Consider the following 16099-nt stretch of genomic DNA (forward strand, 5'->3'; position numbering starts at 1 on the left):
CGAACACGGCAGTTAAGCTCTTTTGCGCCGATGGTAGTTGGGGGTTTCCCCCTGTGAGAGTAGGACGTCGCTGGTCTAGAGAAAGAAAACCGTTGCCTTAACCGGCAGCGGTTTTTTTGTGCGTCTGGACATTGTCCGGATCACTGTGCGCCTAACGGTCTTTTGATCAAAAGTTATTCACTATTGCAATAGTGGCATGAATGCCATAAAGAATAAATCGAAATTTTAATAGATTTTTCAATTGAATAAATTAAAATGTACCTTCATTGTCATATATAGCACAATTGTCAGAAGGGTAGAGTTTTTGTGTCTGGATTTGAAAGACAGGGATAGAAATAAGAAAATTAAAACCTCTATTCTAAAATTTTCTAAGAACTTCCCACCTTTTCATAAGTTATCGAAACAAATTGTTTTCAAAATTTTAAAAGCTTGAATGATGAAATTTATCATAAGATTTTTAAAAATAAGCACCATAATGATTAACAACGTCGCGCATTGGGAAAACTGATAATGAGGTGATATGCATGAAACCAGGTTTGTATAAAGTAGAAACAATTGATAAAAGAACTGCGCTGCTCACTCCGTTGAATAAACAAGAAGATCAATTTACTTTTCCAATCTCCGATTTCACACACGATGTGGCTAAAGGAGATGTCGTAGAAGTTTGGCGGGAAGGCACTAAATGGAAAACAAAATATTGCGAAGAAGATACGAAATCGATTTCCAGCCACACTAAGGATTTTGTAAAGCGGATTATGGATAAAGAATAACTTATGATGTCTCGGGGATAATTAGTCTCGAGACATTTTTTGATTGTATTATTCAAATCGTAGAATTTGAAATCCTTAAAAAGCTTAGTGTATAATTAAGTCAAATATAGTCAAAGTCAATTAAAGACTAATTAGGTACCTGAGAGGTGATGGCGATGCGGAATATTTCGGACATAATTGAAGGGTATTTAAAAGGGATTATAGAAGTAAGCGAAAGAGACTATATTGAAATCAAACGCAATGAAATCGCCGAAAGATTTCAATGTGTCCCTTCGCAAATAAATTACGTGATCAATACTCGATTTACAGCGGATCGCGGCTATCTCGTAGAAAGCAAAAGAGGCGGTGGCGGATATATCCGCATTAAGCGCATCACGCTTCATACGAAATCCGATGTTCTTTCCGATGTTATTAAACGCTTGGAGCAAGGTGCCTCTCAAAGCATGGCAGAAGATATTGTTTTTAGGCTATTAAACGAGGATATCATTTCTAAAAGGGAAGCGAAATTAATCCTGAGTGCGAGCGATCGCGCGACGCTGCTTCTGCCGTTGCCGACGCGTGATGAGGTAAGAGCGAGAATTCTAATCGCTATGTTATTTACTTTGAAATATCAGTCGAGTATTTGAGAGGTGATCAAATGTTTTGTGAGCAATGCGGGAAAAGGCCGGCTTCTGTGATCGTCAAACAAAATGTGAATGGCAATACAATCCAACGCAACCTTTGCCCAATCTGTGCTGCTGAAAGCCATAATCTAAATTATACTTTTGAGCAAGATCCTATGGCCATTCACCAATTATTGCCCAATTGGTTTCCAAACCAAAAAACCTCTGTTAATCCAGTCAAAAAGGAAGTAGCTGTATGCCCGAATTGCGGATTCACATTCTCTAAATTCATGGAAATCGGAAAATTCGGTTGTGCTACTTGCTACGAAGCTTTTGAAGATCATTTAGATAATATATTCAAGAGACTTCATAATGGAAATTATAGGCACGAAGGTAAAATACCTTCTGCTTACGGCAGTACCTTAAAGATAAAAAAAGAGATAGAAGAATTACGAAAACAGATGCAAGTTTCTATTGCCGATGAGGATTTTGAAGAAGCGGCAAAACTGCGTGATGAGGTAAGGGCTCTTACTCTCCAACTTGTAGGGGGTGAGGCGGATGGAAATTGATCGTTTTCTGCAGCCTAAAGCTAGCAGTTGGATGGAAACAGATAGTGAAAATGCAGATATCGCAATGAGCACCCGGATACGGCTAGCTCGTAACTTAAGCGATTTTAAATTTCCTTACTCGTTTTCAGAAGACGAAGCATTAAAAGTAGACAAGGCGATTTCATCGGTGCTGATAGACCAAGGACGTAAATTGAACTTGGAATTCACCCATATTGATATACAGGAAATCCTTCCTCTCCAGCGAGAGGTGTTGATTGAAAAGCATTTGATCAGCCCATACTTAGTGAAGGAAAGCCATTCCGGCGCAGTTCTTCTTTCGGAAAATGAAGAGCTCAGTATAATGGTCAATGAAGAAGACCATTTGCGGATTCAAAGTTTACGGGCTGGGTTCCATTTGAAAGAAACGTATCAGGTGGCCAATGACCTGGATAATCTATTGGAACAGCATTTATCGTATGCGTTTCACGAAAAATATGGTTATTTGACCAGTTGCCCGACTAATACAGGAACAGGAATGCGAGCTTCAGTCATGCTGCATTTGCCAGCGTTGACAATGTCACAGCAAATCGCGCGGATCGTTCCGGCAATCTCACGTTTAGGAATGGCTGTGAGAGGTATTTACGGAGAAGGCAGCGAAGCGCTGGGCAATGTATACCAGATTTCCAATCAAATGACGCTTGGCAAGTCAGAATATGAAATTTTGCAAGACTTGGAAAGTATGACCGACCAAATCATTCAACAAGAACGCAGGGCGAGGGATGCGATTTTGAATAATTCGCCGGTCGCTTTGGAAGACCGGGTGTATCGCTCTCTCGGTACGTTAGCCAATGCAAGATTGTTGTCTACAGAGGAAGCGGCGACTTGCTTATCGAATGTCCGATTGGGCATCGATTTAAAATTAATTAAAGATATCGATATGTCGATATTAAATGAATTGATGATTTTTATGCAGCCGGCATTTTTGCAGCAGTATTCAGGCAGCCCTTTACAGCCAACTGAAAGAGATATTGCCCGCGCAAAATTATTCCGCGAGCGTTTGAATAAGGATAGTGTAACTAACAAAGGAGAGGATTTTGCATGATGTTTAATCGATTTACACAACGCGCACAAAAAGTTCTTCAACTAGCTCAAGAAGAAGCCATCCGCATGAAACACGAATCGATTGGGACCGAACATATTTTGCTTGGATTGATTCGTGAGGGCGGCGGCATAGCTGCTAAAGCTCTAGAAGCAATTGATGTTAATACACAACTAATCGAAGAAGGCATTAAAGAACTGGTCGGTGTCGGCGAAAAAGATGTAGGGCCGATTGTCCATTATACTCCGAGGGCGAAGAAAGTCATCGAGTTATCGGTGGATGAATCACGCAAGCTTGGCCATTCCTATATTGGGACCGAGCATTTGCTGCTTGCCTTGATACGCGAAGGTGAAGGAGTTGCTGCGCGGGTACTTGGCAATGCAGGCGTCAGCTTGAACAAAGCTCGCCAGCAAGTGCTTCAGCTATTGGGAAGCAACGAACAGGCTTCAAATACAGGAAGCAGCCCAAATGCTTCTGCGAATACACCGACTCTTGATGGCCTGGCACGCGACTTGACTCAAGTGGCGCGCGAAGGCAGTTTGGATCCGGTCATTGGGCGCAGCAAGGAAATTACACGGGTAATCGAAGTGTTGAGCCGCCGCACGAAAAATAATCCGGTGTTGATTGGTGAGCCGGGTGTTGGTAAAACAGCGATTGCCGAAGGATTGGCACAGCAGATTGTCAATAATGAAATACCGGAAACGCTGCGCGACAAACGTGTTATGGTGCTTGATATGGGGACTGTTGTTGCCGGTACGAAATACCGCGGTGAATTTGAAGATCGTTTGAAAAAAGTGATGGACGAAATTCGCCAAGCGGGCAATGTCATCCTGTTTATCGATGAACTTCATACATTGATCGGTGCAGGTGGAGCGGAAGGGGCAATTGATGCTTCGAACATTCTGAAACCGTCATTGGCACGCGGAGAATTGCAGTGCATCGGTGCTACTACATTGGACGAGTACCGAAAATACATCGAAAAAGATGCTGCCCTTGAGCGCCGGTTCCAGCCGATTCAAGTGGATGAGCCAACAGTGGCAGAATCCATTCTAATCATTAAAGGGTTGCGAGACCGTTACGAAGCGCATCACCGCGTGAAAATTACAGACGAAGCTATTGAAGCGGCAGCGGTCATGTCCGACCGGTATATTTCTGACCGTTTCTTGCCGGATAAAGCAATTGATTTGATTGACGAAGCGGGTTCTAAAGTCCGTCTTCGTTCGTATACGACTCCACCTGATTTGAAAGAGTTGGAAGATCGCTTGGAATCTGCCCGCAATGAGAAGAATGCGGCTGTCCAAAGCCAGGCTTTCGAAAAAGCTGCTTCTTTGCGCGATGCCGAGCAAAAGCTGAAAGATCAATTGGATAAAACAAAGAAAGAGTGGAAAGAAAAGCAAGGCAAAGAAGAGTCTGAAGTGACGGTTGAGGATATTGCAGCGGTCGTCTCTATGTGGACAGGCGTTCCAGTTTCTAAATTGGCGCAAACAGAAACTGAAAAATTATTGAATTTGGAAGATCTTCTCCACAATCGCGTAATCGGACAAGAAGAAGCCGTGACTTCGATTTCCAAAGCGATCCGCCGTGCGCGTGCAGGTTTGAAAGATCCGAAACGCCCGATTGGTTCGTTCATTTTCCTTGGACCTACGGGTGTCGGTAAAACGGAACTTGCCCGCGCTTTGGCAGAAGCGATGTTCGGAGATGAAGAAGCGATGATCCGCATTGACATGTCCGAGTATATGGAAAGACATTCGACTTCACGCCTTGTCGGTTCGCCTCCGGGTTACGTCGGGTATGAAGAAGGCGGCCAATTGACGGAGAAAGTCCGTAGAAAACCGTATTCAGTGATATTACTAGATGAAATTGAAAAAGCGCATCCGGATGTCTTCAACATCCTGTTGCAAGTTCTCGAAGATGGACGTTTGACTGATTCGAAAGGCCGACGCGTCGATTTCCGCAACACGGTGATCATCATGACATCCAATGTTGGTGCGGAAGAATTGAAATACAATAAATACGTAGGATTCAATTTGCAGGACGGGAAAACGGATTACAAGGACATGAAAGCGAAAATGCTGGGCCAATTGAAAAAAGCTTTCCGTCCGGAGTTCTTAAACCGTATTGACGACATGATTGTGTTTCATTCTCTTGAACGGGAAGATTTGCGCAAAATCGTCAACTTGATGTCCCAGCAATTGGTCGATCGTTTGAAACAACAGCATATTGATTTGGAACTGACAGACGCTGCGCTTGAAAAAATCGCGAAGGAAGGGTATGATCCGGAATATGGTGCCCGCCCACTTCGCCGTTCTCTTCAAAAACACGTTGAAGACCGCTTGTCTGAAGAATTATTGAAAGGTACGGCAATTGCGGGGCAACATATCGTATTCGATGTAGAAAATGACGAATTTATCGTTCGCACAACGGCGGATATCAAGGAATAAAAGAATAATCATTCCGCTCGCCGGATTTTCGGCGGGCGGTTTTTATATGGAAAGGGAGAGAGTCATGGCTAAGAAAAAGTCGAAATTCATCTGTCAATCATGCGGCTATGAATCAGCGAAATGGATGGGCAAATGCCCAAACTGCGGCGAGTGGAACCAAATGGTGGAAGAAGTCGAAATGGCAGTGCCTAAAGGTACGCGCGGCGCATTCCAGCATTCGGCTTCTGTACCTCAAAAAGCCACACCGATCAACTCAATCGAAACGCAGGATGAACCGCGGGTGGATACGAAAATGGGCGAGATGAACCGGGTTCTCGGCGGCGGCATTGTGCCGGGTTCGCTCGTGCTCATTGGTGGTGATCCGGGGATCGGAAAATCGACGCTGCTTCTTCAAGTGTCTGCGATGCTTGCGAATAATGGCAACCGGGTATTGTATATTTCGGGAGAAGAATCGATCCGCCAAACGAAGCTGCGCGCGGAGCGCTTAGACGCCGCGTCGCCGGAATTATTCATTTATGCGGAAACGAATCTGGAACTGATTAATCATACAATTGAAGATGTGGCACCTGATTTTGTCATTATCGATTCCATCCAGACCGTGTATCATCCGGAAGTGACGTCGGCACCAGGCAGTGTGACCCAAGTGCGAGAAAGTACCGCCGAATTGATGCGCATTGCTAAAACCAAAAATATCGCGATTTTCCTGGTCGGCCATGTTACAAAAGAAGGGCAAATTGCAGGGCCGCGTATTTTGGAGCACATGGTGGATACGGTGCTTTATTTTGAAGGCGAGCGGCACCATACGTACCGGATTTTGCGCAGCGTCAAAAACCGCTTCGGCTCGACAAATGAAATCGCGATTTTTGAAATGCTGCAAAGCGGGTTAGTGGAAGTGTTGAACCCGTCGGAACTCTTCCTTCAGGAACGCTCGAGCGGAGCGGCAGGGTCGACCGTCGTCGCTTCGATGGAAGGCACGCGGCCGATTCTGGTAGAAATCCAGGCGTTGGTAACGCAGTCGAGCTTCAATTATCCGAAACGGATGGCAACTGGCATCGACCAAAACCGGATTTCGTTATTGATGGCGGTCCTTGAAAAACGGGTGGGTATGCTGCTGCAGTCACAGGACGCTTATATCAAAGTGGCCGGAGGCGTCAAACTGGATGAACCGGCCATCGATTTGGCTGTGCTGGCGAGTATTGTTTCCAGCTACCGGGATATTGCGCCGAACGTCTATGACTGCATCATCGGAGAGGTCGGATTGACGGGTGAAGTTCGGCGGGTATCGCGCATTGAGCAGCGTGTTCAGGAAGCGGCTAAGCTCGGCTTTAAACGCGCTATCATTCCGGCTTCGAATCTGGGCGGCTGGGATTATCCTGAAGGAATCCGGGTAGTCGGCGTCGAAAGTGTCAACGATGCATTGAAAGAAATATTCCCACAGCAGTAAGAGGGCGCATTGCCCTCTTTTTCTTTACTGTAAAGCCGAACACAGCGTTTCCATTACAAAACGTGTATAATTATTTAAAAGGAGGTGGAGTCCATGTTAAAGAGAATTATCCAGATTTTATTTTTACTGATTGGCGCTACCGTCGGAATCATATTTTTGCCCTATGTTTTTGAACTTATTCCCATTCCCGACAGCCCGTGGATTAATAATGCCATCGTATTTGCTTTGATCGGCGCCCTTGTATTCTTTTTATTGTCATTATTGTTTGCGGATTCGATTGTTAAATTTGTGAGGTGGATGGAAGAGAAATTGCTCCATGCACCGACTCCGGATCTATTGTTCGGTACGGTAGGGCTTATCATCGGATTGGTGGTGGCTTTCCTGATCGGATTCGCCTTGAACACCATCGATATCCCGATTGTCGCTACGGCAGCTCCAATTATTCTGTCTGTGGTGCTCGGGTATTTAGGGTTCCAAGTCGGATTTAAGAAGCGGGAAGAAATGGTCGGCATGCTGACGCCTCAGCGCATTATGACGAACCATAAAAAGGCGGAACCTGAAGAGCCTGTAAAAAACATGTCCTATAAATTGCTTGATACGAGTGTCATCATCGATGGCCGGATTGCAGACATTTCAGCTACCGGTTTTATGGAAGGTACGTTTGTCGTACCACATTTCGTGTTGTCGGAATTGCAGCATATCGCGGATTCGTCGGATACGCTAAAACGGACACGCGGCCGCCGCGGCTTGGACATTTTGAAACGCCTCCAGGCTGAGCGTGAAGGTGCGATTGTGATTACCGAAGAAAATTACGATGAAGTCGCTGAAGTTGATATGAAATTGATGCGCGCTGCGAAGAAAATGGGCGGGCAAGTAGTAACAAACGACTTCAATTTGAATAAAGTCTGCGAATTGCACAATGTGCCGGTGCTGAACATCAATGATTTGGCGAATGCTGTGAAGCCGGTTGTCATTCCGGGTGAAGATATGCACGTTGTCGTGATCAAAGACGGCAAAGAACAAAATCAAGGCGTAGCTTATTTAGATGACGGCACGATGATTGTCATTGAAGACGGCAAAGGCTATATCGGCCAAGCTATTAATGTGACGGTGACGAGTGTGCTGCAAACATCGGCGGGCCGCATGATTTTTGCGAAACCGCGTGAGGGGCGCCAAGCCTCAATGAATGGATAAAGGATGTCGCAATATGAACTATACAGTGGTCTTGCCTGCTGCGGGCAGTGGAAAACGGATGAAGGCAGATAAAAACAAATTGTTGCTGGAGCTTTTCGGCAAACCGATTTTCGTTTACACGCTCGAAGTCTTTCAGAATGATCCGGAATGTGACGCGATTTGGCTTGCGGTAAAAGAAGAAGAGCGCAGTGTAATTGAACGCTATGTTGCGGATTACGGAATTACGAAAGTAAAAGGCTATGCACAAGGCGGAATGGAGCGTCAAGACAGTGTCAGAGCTTGTCTTGAAGCGATTCCGCCTTGCGGTGTTGTATTGGTGCATGACGCGGCGCGGCCATTCATTGCGCCTCGCGTCATCGCCAGTCTGGTACAGGAAGCGGCTCAAAAAGGGGCGGCGATTGCTGCGGTCCCGGTGAAAGACACCATCAAAAAAGCGGCAAATGGGATTATTACGGAGACTGTAGACCGGGAACAGCTGTGGATGATTCAGACGCCGCAAGCGTTCACTTATGAGCTTATGCTTGAGGCGGCACAATCGGCAAACGAAGCCGGTTTTATCGGTACGGATGAAGCGATGCTCGTAGAGCGCATCGGCCATCCGGTACATATTATTGAAAGCACCTATGAAAATGTGAAAATGACTACTCCGGAAGACTTGATTTATGGCAAAGCCATTTTGGAGAGCCGGATACAGGAGGAATTGAAATGATTCGAATTGGACAGGGATATGATGTACATCAATTAGTAGAAGGGCGGCCGTTCATCTTAGGCGGCATTGAAATTCCCCATGTTAAAGGGTTGCTTGGGCATTCGGATGCGGATGTGCTGTTGCACACGATTACGGACGCTGCGCTTGGCGCGATTTGCGGAGGCGATATCGGCAAGCATTTTCCGGATACGGACCCTGAATTCAAGGACGCGGATTCCAAAAAACTGCTGTCGCATATTTGGCAATATGTAAAAGAACAAGGCTATGAACTGGGTAATGTCGATTGCACCGTCATCGCACAGAAACCGAAATTGGCGCCGTATATTGAGCAGATGCGCGAATCGATTGCCCGCTTGCTGGAAGCAGATGTGTCGCAAGTCAACGTTAAAGCGACGACTTCGGAGCATCTAGGATTTACGGGCCGTGAAGAAGGCATCGCAGCGCTGGCTGTGATTTTACTGGTGCAGCGCCCGCTTTCGCTGGACGTTCCAGAATGATAGAATAAAGGATATTGTTATTTAAATGAGGAGGAAATATACATGACACAAGAAGTACGCGTACGCTACGCTCCGAGCCCGACTGGCCATTTGCATATCGGAGGAGCACGCACAGCGTTGTTCAATTATTTATATGCACGCCATAATAACGGCAAATTTATCGTCCGGATCGAGGATACCGACATTGCACGGAATATCGAAACCGGAATAACCTCGCAGTTAGACAATTTGAAATGGCTTGGCATCGAATACGATGAGTCGGTTGATATCGGCGGCGAATACGGTCCGTACCGACAGATGGAGCGCCTAGACATCTACAAGAAATACGCTGGCCAAATGCTTGAACAAGGAAATGCTTATAAATGCTTTTGTACGCCTGAAAAATTAGAAGCAGAACGCGAAGCCCAAAAAGCTGCAGGCATTGCTGCTCCTCAATACGTTGGGACATGCCGCAACTTAACTGCTGAACAAGTAGCTGAAAAAGAAGCTGCCGGCCTTTCCCATACTTTGCGTATGAAAGTGCCAGCTAACGTAACGTATGAGTTTGAGGATCTGGTCCGCGGGCCGGTATCATTCGAGTCGAAGGACGTCGGTGACTGGGTACTCGTGAAAACGAACGGCATCCCGACCTATAATTTCGCAGTTGTCGTAGATGACCATTTGATGGAAATCTCACATGTCTTCCGCGGAGAAGAGCATTTGTCGAACACACCGAAACAGATGATGATATTTGACGCATTCGGCTGGGATTACCCAACTTACGGCCATATGACATTGATCGTCAATGAAGACCGCAAAAAACTGTCGAAACGCGATGAATCGATTATCCAGTTCATATCCCAATACAAGGATCTTGGATTTATTCCTGAAGCGTTGTTCAATTTCTTCTCACTTCTTGGCTGGTCTCCGGAAGGGGAAGAAGAGATCTTCTCGAAAGAAGAGCTGATCCGCATTTTCGATGTGAACCGCCTTTCCAAATCGGCATCGATGTTCGATAAACAGAAGTTAACGTGGATGAATAACCAGTACATCAAGCAAATGACGCTGGAAGAAGTGGTCGCCTTGGCGCTTCCGCATCTGCAAAAATCGGGCAAGCTGCCTGAAGAGTTGACACCGGAACAAGCCGAATGGGCTGAAAAGCTGATTGCCCTGTATCATGAGCAATTGAGCTATGGCGCTGAGATTACGGAATTGACCGAAGTGTTCTTCGTTGATGAGCTGACGTTCGAGGAAGATGAAAAAGCGGTGCTTGCCGGCGAACAAGTGCCGGAAGTGATGGCTTCTTTCAAAGAGCAGTTGGAAAACCTGGAAAGCTTTGAAGCGGCTGATATCAAAGCGTCGATCAAAGCAGTGCAAAAAGCGACAGGCCACAAAGGGAAAAATCTTTTTATGCCGATCCGCATTGTCACGACGGGCCAAATGCACGGACCTGAATTGCCGGATGCCATTTCGTTGCTCGGCAAAGACAAAACAATTGCCCGTGTTGCCCAGTTCGCAAGCGCGTAAATTGACTTCTGCTAAAAAAGAGGTACAATAAATCTACTATTACCAAAACGTTGACGAGAAGAAGTACGTGCGCACGCTCTGTAGAGAAGACCTCCACCGGCTGAAAGGGGTCTGGGCCTCTGCGGCACGGAAATGCCTCTCTGAGTGCTGAGTCGAATCAAGTAGACCAGACGTGCCGCCTGCGTTAAAGGCTTCGAGAGAGAAGGCTCAGCCCTTCTAATCAGAGTGGAACCGCGCAATTATGCGTCTCTGTCATTAATTTGACAGGGGCGCTTTTTATTTTGCCCTAGGTTAGGAAGGAGTTAAGAAGATGTGGAAGTTATTGAAAGAAGACATTGATGTTATTTTTGAACAAGATCCGGCCGCCCGCAGCTACCCGGAAGTCATTCTGACGTATGCAGGCCTCCATGCTATTTGGTTGCACCGGCTGGCTCATTTCTTTTTCAAAAATAAATTATTTTTCATCGCACGGGCCATCTCTCAGATCAGCCGTTTTTTCACGGGCATCGAAATTCACCCGGGCGCGGTCATCGGCCGCCGGGTCTTCATTGACCACGGCATGGGCGTAGTGATCGGCGAGACATGCATTATCGGCAATGACGTGACGCTGTACCAAGGCGTCACACTTGGCGGGACTGGAAAAGAACGCGGCAAACGCCATCCGACATTAGAAGACGGCGTGCTGGTCGCGACCGGCGCGAAAGTGCTCGGTTCGATTGTCATCGGCGCTAATTCCAAAGTGGGTGCCGGTTCGGTGGTTTTGAAGAATGTTCCGCCGAATTCGACCGTTGTCGGAATTCCAGGCAAAGTGGTCATGCAAGACGGCGTCAAAGTGAAGCCGGACTTGAACCACCAGAACATGCCGGATCCGGTCATGGACAAATGCGACAGCATGGAAATGAAGATTGCTGCGCTGCAGCGCGAAGTGGAACAACTGAAAAATGCTCAAAAGAAAGCAGGGGAACTCCAATGACGATCCAAATTTTTAATTCATTGTCACGCCAAAAAGAGGCGTTTATTCCGTTAGAAGCGGGAAAAGTAAAGATGTATGTGTGCGGGCCGACCGTCTATAATTACATCCACATTGGCAACGCCCGTCCGGTCATCGTCTATGATACCGTACGCCGCTACTTGGAATACCGCGGCTATGACGTAACGTATGTGTCTAATTTCACGGATGTCGATGACAAGCTAATCAAGGCGGCCAAGGAACTTGGCGTAGAAGTGCCGGAAGTGGCTGAGCGGTTCATCGGTGCCTATTTTGAAGATACGAAAGCGTTGGGCTGCAGCGAAGCAGATGTCCATCCCCGTGTAACGGGCCATATGCCGCAGATTGTCGATTTCATTAAAGTGCTGATCGAAAAAGGCTATGCCTATGAGTCGCAAGGCGATGTTTATTACCGCACCCGCAAATTCGAAGGCTACGGCAAATTGTCGCATCAATCGGTCGACGAGCTGAAAATCGGTGCACGCATCGAAACGGGCGACAAAAAAGAAGATGCTTTGGACTTTGTGCTGTGGAAAACGGCCAAGCCTGGCGAAATTTCTTGGGAAAGCCCATGGGGCCAGGGACGTCCAGGCTGGCACATCGAATGCTCAGTGATGGCGCGCGAGCACCTCGGCGACACAATCGACATCCACGCCGGCGGACAGGATTTGACGTTCCCGCACCACGAAAACGAAATCGCACAGTCGGAAGCGCTGACAGGCAAACCGTTTGCACGCTACTGGATGCACAATGGCTATATCAATATCGACAATGAAAAAATGTCCAAATCACTGAATAATTACGTTTTGGTCAATGACATCCTGAAAGAGCTCAATCCCCAAGTGCTGCGATTCTTCATGCTGTCCGTGCATTACCGACATCCGATCAACTATTCGCAGCAATTAGTGGAAGATGCCATTGCAGCATTGGACCGCCTGCGCACGGCATACGCCAATTTAAAGCATCGCTTGCAAGCGTCCGCCGACCTCGGGGACCATTCGGACATTTGGCTGTCAAAAATGGACGGCATCAAAGCGGAGTTCCTTGAAACGATGGATGACGATTTTAATACAGCAAATGCCATTTCAAAGCTTTTTGAGTTGTCGAAGCTGTCGAATACGTATTTACTGGAAAAGCAGACATCAACGCAAGTGCTTTCGGCATTTATCGCGATGTTCGACGAATTAGCGGGTGTTCTTGGGCTGCCGTTCAACGAGCAGGAAGAATTATTGGACGAAGAAGTCGAAGCGCTGCTTGCGGAACGGATCGAAGCGCGCAAGAATCGCAATTTTGCCCGTGCCGATGAAATCCGCGATTTGTTCAAAGAGAAAAGCATCATTTTGGAAGATACAGCGCAAGGCACGCGTTGGAAGCGGGGTTGACAGCATGAATGTGTTACGGAACCAAGATGTCGACCAGCTGAACGGGCTTGCGCTCGCCTATATGGGGGACGCTGTCTATGAGCAGGCAGTGCGCGAACATTTGCTGCGCTCGGGGCGCGTTAAACCGAATACGCTTCACCGCCAGGCGACGACGTTCGTCTCGGCAAAAGCTCAGGCAATGGTGCTGAAACGGTTGACGGAAGAAGGTTTTTTAACGGAAGAAGAATTGGCGGTCATGCGGCGCGGCCGCAACGCCAAATCAGGCTCCGTGCCCAAAAATACCGACGTCCAGACCTATAATTTCAGTACCGCGTTCGAAGCGGTTCTGGGCTGGCTGTATTTGAAAGAACGGCAGGAGCGGACAGGCGAGGTCATTCGCTACGCCATCGAGATTGTTGAAGAGTTGAGAGGAGTGGTCAAATGAGCGAAGAACTAACGCCAGAAATCATCGGCGGCAAAAATCCTGTACTGGAAGCGTTGCGCGCCGACCGCGATGTCAATAAAATCTGGATTGCTGAAGGCGTTCAGAAAAAAGGCATCATGGAAATTTTGGAACTGGCTAAAGAGAAAAAAGTCTTGGTGCAATTCGTGCCGAAGAAAAAAATCGACAGCCTGACCGATTCCAACCACCAAGGAATCGCGGCAGCAGTAGCGGCCTATAATTATGCAGAGCTGGATGACTTGTTCGAAGCGGCGGTAAGCCGCTCTGAAGATCCGTTCTTTCTCATTCTCGATGAACTTGAAGATCCGCATAATTTGGGGTCGATCATGCGCACCGCGGATGCTATCGGTGTCCACGGGTTGATTATTCCGAGACGCCGGGCAGTCGGGTTGACGGCGGTTGTTGCAAAATCCTCAACCGGTGCGATCGAGCATGTGCCAGTGGTGAGGGTCAATAATTTATCGCAAACCGTTGATGAATTGAAAAAGCGTGGCCTGTGGATTGCCGGTACAGATGCGAAGGAATCTGCTGATTATCGGACAATGGACGCTAAATTGCCGCTTGCCGTCGTCATCGGCAGCGAAGGCAAAGGCATGAGCCGCCTGCTGCGCGATAAATGCGATTTCCTTTACCAGCTGCCGATGGTCGGGCATGTCACGTCGCTCAATGCGTCTGTCGCTGCTAGCCTTCTGATGTACGAAGTCTACAGAAAGCGCAATCCACTAGGTTGAGGCAATGGACATTCTACTGGTGGATGGGTATAACATCATTGGGGATTGGCCAGAACTTCAGAAACTGAAAAAAGACAAGTTGGCGGATGCCAGAGATCGGCTGATTGAGCGCATGGCGGAATATCAGAGCTATAAGGGATGGCGGGTCATCATCGTTTTTGATGCCCACCTGGTGCCTGGCATCGAAGCAAAAGACCGGCGCCATGATATAGAAGTGATTTTTACCCGGGAAAGCGAGACGGCCGATGAACGAATCGAAAAGCTGGCGGACAGTCTTGGCAACCGACGTGACCAGATTTACGTCGCGACATCAGATATGACCGAGCAACGGGTGATTTTCGGCAAAGGCGCGCTAAGAATTTCGGCTCGGGAGCTGGAAATTGAAACAGAAGAAATACAGCGAGATATTACAAAAAAAGTAAAAGAAATCCAGGAGCAGCGCGCTTTCTCAAAGATCCTGCTGTCTGATGAAATAGCTGAAATTTTCGAAAAATGGCGCAGGGGACAGAAATGATAGGTTGACGCTCAATTTTTGCTTCCTGTATACTGAGGATATCGAGGCTCGCAACCGGAGGGATAGCCGTGGTAAATCATGAGCAAGTTCAAGCCCAACGATTCACAGAAATGTCAGATGAGGAACTTGTCAGCTTAGTCCACAGCGGAAATACTGAGGCCTTGGATTATTTAATTACGAAATATCGGCATTTTGTCCGCATGAAAGCGCGTTCTTACTTTTTGATCGGCGCCGATAAGGAAGACATCATCCAGGAAGGGATGATCGGTTTATACAAGGCGATTCGTGATTTCCGCAGCGATAAATTATCGTCGTTCCGTGCGTTTGCCGAATTGTGCATCATCCGCCAGATCATCACGGCGATCAAAACGGCGACCCGCCAAAAACATATTCCGCTGAATTCCTATGTTTCATTGGATAAACCGATCTACGATGAGGAATCAGACCGCACTTTGATGGATGTGCTGACAGGCAACGGCGTGGATGATCCTGAAGAATTGATGATTAACAACGAAGAGTTCATGTACATGGAAGCAAAAATGGGGGAAGTGCTCAGCAATCTCGAACGGGAAGTGCTGGCGCTGTATCTCGACGGACAATCCTATCAGGAAATTTCAGAAAAATTAGAACGCCACGTTAAATCCATCGACAATGCGCTGCAGCGCGTCAAGCGCAAATTGGAGCGGCATCTTCAGCTGGATGAGACGCAGACGTCCTGACGCTGTTGACAGGTTACTTTTTAGATGCTAATCTGGAAAAAGCTGAAAACTCGAATAGGGTGAAGAAATATGGCTAAAAAAATCGTTTAAGCTGCTCGAAATGTGCATCCTGCAATTATACGGTTCCGGCGCGTTCGGAACCTAGCACACGTTTGGAACTTAATAAATCCTGTGCTCATTGCAATGGGCATACCGTGCATAAACAAACGATATGAATATTAAGTGAATGCCGAACGATATAGAGTGATTTTAAATTTTCGGAGGTTTTTTAAACAATGGGCAACATTGGCAGTTTCTTTAAGAACGTCGTTTCGGAAATGAGAAAAGTTAGCTGGCCTAAACGCAAAGAACTAACACGCTATACGATAGTGGTTCTTTCAACGGTCATCTTCATGGCGCTTTTCTTCGCATTGATTGATTCAGGCATCTCGGAATTATTCCGCTGGTTCTTGGCACTTTAAAGGATCAACAACAATAACATGTCAAAAATAGCCCGTCAGCAGTTGAGAACGG

17 protein-coding genes, 1 rRNA gene, 1 pseudogene and 1 other annotated feature are annotated in these 16099 nt (G+C 47.0%); all 19 genes and pseudogenes read left to right on the top strand.

What is annotated here, in order from left to right; all coding sequences use genetic code 11:
* A 5S ribosomal RNA gene (gene rrf / locus AC4EHB_RS16300) occupies positions 1 to 76 on the top strand; the annotation flags it as partial.
* Positions 77 to 524: 448 nt separating this feature from the next.
* Positions 525 to 770 carry a hypothetical protein gene (locus tag AC4EHB_RS16305; RefSeq protein ID WP_490982067.1) on the top strand — a complete coding sequence of 82 codons (246 nt, stop codon included), beginning with the start codon at positions 525 to 527 and terminating at the stop codon, positions 768 to 770.
* A gap of 155 nt (positions 771 to 925) precedes the next feature.
* On the top strand, positions 926 to 1396 hold the full coding sequence (locus AC4EHB_RS16310; protein WP_490976651.1) for a CtsR family transcriptional regulator: 471 nt from the start codon (positions 926 to 928) through the stop codon (positions 1394 to 1396).
* A 47-nt stretch (positions 1397 to 1443) separates the two neighbouring features.
* On the top strand, positions 1444 to 1941 hold the full coding sequence (locus tag AC4EHB_RS16315) for a UvrB/UvrC motif-containing protein (RefSeq protein ID WP_490982068.1): 498 nt from the start codon (positions 1444 to 1446) through the stop codon (positions 1939 to 1941).
* On the top strand, positions 1931 to 3022 hold the full coding sequence (mcsB, locus tag AC4EHB_RS16320; protein ID WP_490976653.1) for a protein-arginine kinase McsB: 1092 nt from the start codon (positions 1931 to 1933) through the stop codon (positions 3020 to 3022). The genes AC4EHB_RS16315 and mcsB overlap by 11 nt, the downstream gene beginning before the upstream one ends.
* Positions 3019 to 5460, top strand: coding sequence for an ATP-dependent Clp protease ATP-binding subunit (locus tag AC4EHB_RS16325; protein ID WP_490976654.1), 2442 nt, complete (start codon positions 3019 to 3021; stop codon positions 5458 to 5460). Before mcsB ends, AC4EHB_RS16325 begins: the two co-directional genes overlap by 4 nt.
* Positions 5461 to 5524: 64 nt before the next feature.
* Complete coding sequence (gene radA / locus AC4EHB_RS16330) at positions 5525 to 6904, top strand: DNA repair protein RadA (RefSeq protein WP_490976655.1); 1380 nt, start codon at positions 5525 to 5527, stop codon at positions 6902 to 6904.
* A gap of 93 nt (positions 6905 to 6997) precedes the next feature.
* Positions 6998 to 8098: a PIN/TRAM domain-containing protein gene (locus AC4EHB_RS16335; RefSeq protein ID WP_135500597.1), complete on the top strand. Its 1101-nt coding sequence runs from the start codon at positions 6998 to 7000 to the stop codon at positions 8096 to 8098.
* Between the two features lie 13 nt (positions 8099 to 8111).
* Entirely contained in the window at positions 8112 to 8807 is a 696-nt protein-coding gene (gene ispD, locus AC4EHB_RS16340) for a 2-C-methyl-D-erythritol 4-phosphate cytidylyltransferase (protein WP_490982069.1), read from the top strand.
* Positions 8804 to 9304 (top strand): 2-C-methyl-D-erythritol 2,4-cyclodiphosphate synthase, encoded by a 501-nt coding sequence (gene ispF / locus AC4EHB_RS16345; RefSeq protein ID WP_490976657.1) that lies wholly within the window; start codon positions 8804 to 8806, stop codon positions 9302 to 9304. Before ispD ends, ispF begins: the two co-directional genes overlap by 4 nt.
* A 42-nt stretch (positions 9305 to 9346) precedes the next feature.
* Positions 9347 to 10810, top strand: coding sequence for a glutamate--tRNA ligase (gene gltX, locus AC4EHB_RS16350; RefSeq protein ID WP_490982070.1), 1464 nt, complete (start codon positions 9347 to 9349; stop codon positions 10808 to 10810).
* A gap of 41 nt (positions 10811 to 10851) precedes the next feature.
* Positions 10852 to 11064 (top strand) — a binding site (T-box leader).
* A gap of 56 nt (positions 11065 to 11120) precedes the next feature.
* Positions 11121 to 11783: a serine O-acetyltransferase gene (cysE, locus tag AC4EHB_RS16355; protein WP_490976659.1), complete on the top strand. Its 663-nt coding sequence runs from the start codon at positions 11121 to 11123 to the stop codon at positions 11781 to 11783.
* Complete coding sequence (gene cysS / locus AC4EHB_RS16360; protein ID WP_490982071.1) at positions 11780 to 13180, top strand: cysteine--tRNA ligase; 1401 nt, start codon at positions 11780 to 11782, stop codon at positions 13178 to 13180. Before cysE ends, cysS begins: the two co-directional genes overlap by 4 nt.
* 4 nt (positions 13181 to 13184) lie before the next feature.
* Positions 13185 to 13604 (top strand): Mini-ribonuclease 3, encoded by a 420-nt coding sequence (locus AC4EHB_RS16365; protein WP_490976661.1) that lies wholly within the window; start codon positions 13185 to 13187, stop codon positions 13602 to 13604.
* Positions 13601 to 14353 carry a 23S rRNA (guanosine(2251)-2'-O)-methyltransferase RlmB gene (gene rlmB, locus AC4EHB_RS16370; RefSeq protein WP_490976662.1) on the top strand — a complete coding sequence of 251 codons (753 nt, stop codon included), beginning with the start codon at positions 13601 to 13603 and terminating at the stop codon, positions 14351 to 14353. The genes AC4EHB_RS16365 and rlmB overlap by 4 nt, the downstream gene beginning before the upstream one ends.
* A gap of 4 nt (positions 14354 to 14357) precedes the next feature.
* Positions 14358 to 14867 (top strand): NYN domain-containing protein, encoded by a 510-nt coding sequence (locus AC4EHB_RS16375; protein ID WP_490982072.1) that lies wholly within the window; start codon positions 14358 to 14360, stop codon positions 14865 to 14867.
* Positions 14868 to 14935: 68 nt separating this feature from the next.
* Complete coding sequence (gene sigH / locus AC4EHB_RS16380; RefSeq protein ID WP_490982073.1) at positions 14936 to 15586, top strand: RNA polymerase sporulation sigma factor SigH; 651 nt, start codon at positions 14936 to 14938, stop codon at positions 15584 to 15586.
* Between the two features lie 140 nt (positions 15587 to 15726).
* A pseudogene (gene rpmG, locus AC4EHB_RS16385) lies at positions 15727 to 15801 on the top strand (50S ribosomal protein L33); the annotation flags it as partial.
* Positions 15802 to 15861: 60 nt separating this feature from the next.
* Positions 15862 to 16047 (top strand): preprotein translocase subunit SecE, encoded by a 186-nt coding sequence (gene secE / locus AC4EHB_RS16390; RefSeq protein WP_135500608.1) that lies wholly within the window; start codon positions 15862 to 15864, stop codon positions 16045 to 16047.
* Positions 16048 to 16099 lie beyond the last annotated feature (52 nt).

The organism is Planococcus sp. TJ-302, assembly GCF_058268455.1.

What these genes read in the sequence shown, in the direction of transcription:
- AC4EHB_RS16305 (WP_490982067.1), top strand. Translation starts at nt 525, where the DNA reads ATGAAACCAGGTTTGTATAAAGTAGAAACAATTGATAAAAGAACTGCG.
- AC4EHB_RS16310 (WP_490976651.1), top strand. Translation starts at nt 926, where the DNA reads ATGCGGAATATTTCGGACATAATTGAAGGGTATTTAAAAGGGATTATA.
- mcsB (WP_490976653.1), top strand. Translation starts at nt 1,931, where the DNA reads ATGGAAATTGATCGTTTTCTGCAGCCTAAAGCTAGCAGTTGGATGGAA.
- AC4EHB_RS16325 (WP_490976654.1), top strand. Translation starts at nt 3,019, where the DNA reads ATGATGTTTAATCGATTTACACAACGCGCACAAAAAGTTCTTCAACTA.
- radA (WP_490976655.1), top strand. Translation starts at nt 5,525, where the DNA reads ATGGCTAAGAAAAAGTCGAAATTCATCTGTCAATCATGCGGCTATGAA.
- AC4EHB_RS16335 (WP_135500597.1), top strand. Translation starts at nt 6,998, where the DNA reads ATGTTAAAGAGAATTATCCAGATTTTATTTTTACTGATTGGCGCTACC.
- ispD (WP_490982069.1), top strand. Translation starts at nt 8,112, where the DNA reads ATGAACTATACAGTGGTCTTGCCTGCTGCGGGCAGTGGAAAACGGATG.
- ispF (WP_490976657.1), top strand. Translation starts at nt 8,804, where the DNA reads ATGATTCGAATTGGACAGGGATATGATGTACATCAATTAGTAGAAGGG.
- gltX (WP_490982070.1), top strand. Translation starts at nt 9,347, where the DNA reads ATGACACAAGAAGTACGCGTACGCTACGCTCCGAGCCCGACTGGCCAT.
- cysE (WP_490976659.1), top strand. Translation starts at nt 11,121, where the DNA reads ATGTGGAAGTTATTGAAAGAAGACATTGATGTTATTTTTGAACAAGAT.
- cysS (WP_490982071.1), top strand. Translation starts at nt 11,780, where the DNA reads ATGACGATCCAAATTTTTAATTCATTGTCACGCCAAAAAGAGGCGTTT.
- AC4EHB_RS16365 (WP_490976661.1), top strand. Translation starts at nt 13,185, where the DNA reads ATGAATGTGTTACGGAACCAAGATGTCGACCAGCTGAACGGGCTTGCG.
- rlmB (WP_490976662.1), top strand. Translation starts at nt 13,601, where the DNA reads ATGAGCGAAGAACTAACGCCAGAAATCATCGGCGGCAAAAATCCTGTA.
- AC4EHB_RS16375 (WP_490982072.1), top strand. Translation starts at nt 14,358, where the DNA reads ATGGACATTCTACTGGTGGATGGGTATAACATCATTGGGGATTGGCCA.
- secE (WP_135500608.1), top strand. Translation starts at nt 15,862, where the DNA reads ATGGGCAACATTGGCAGTTTCTTTAAGAACGTCGTTTCGGAAATGAGA.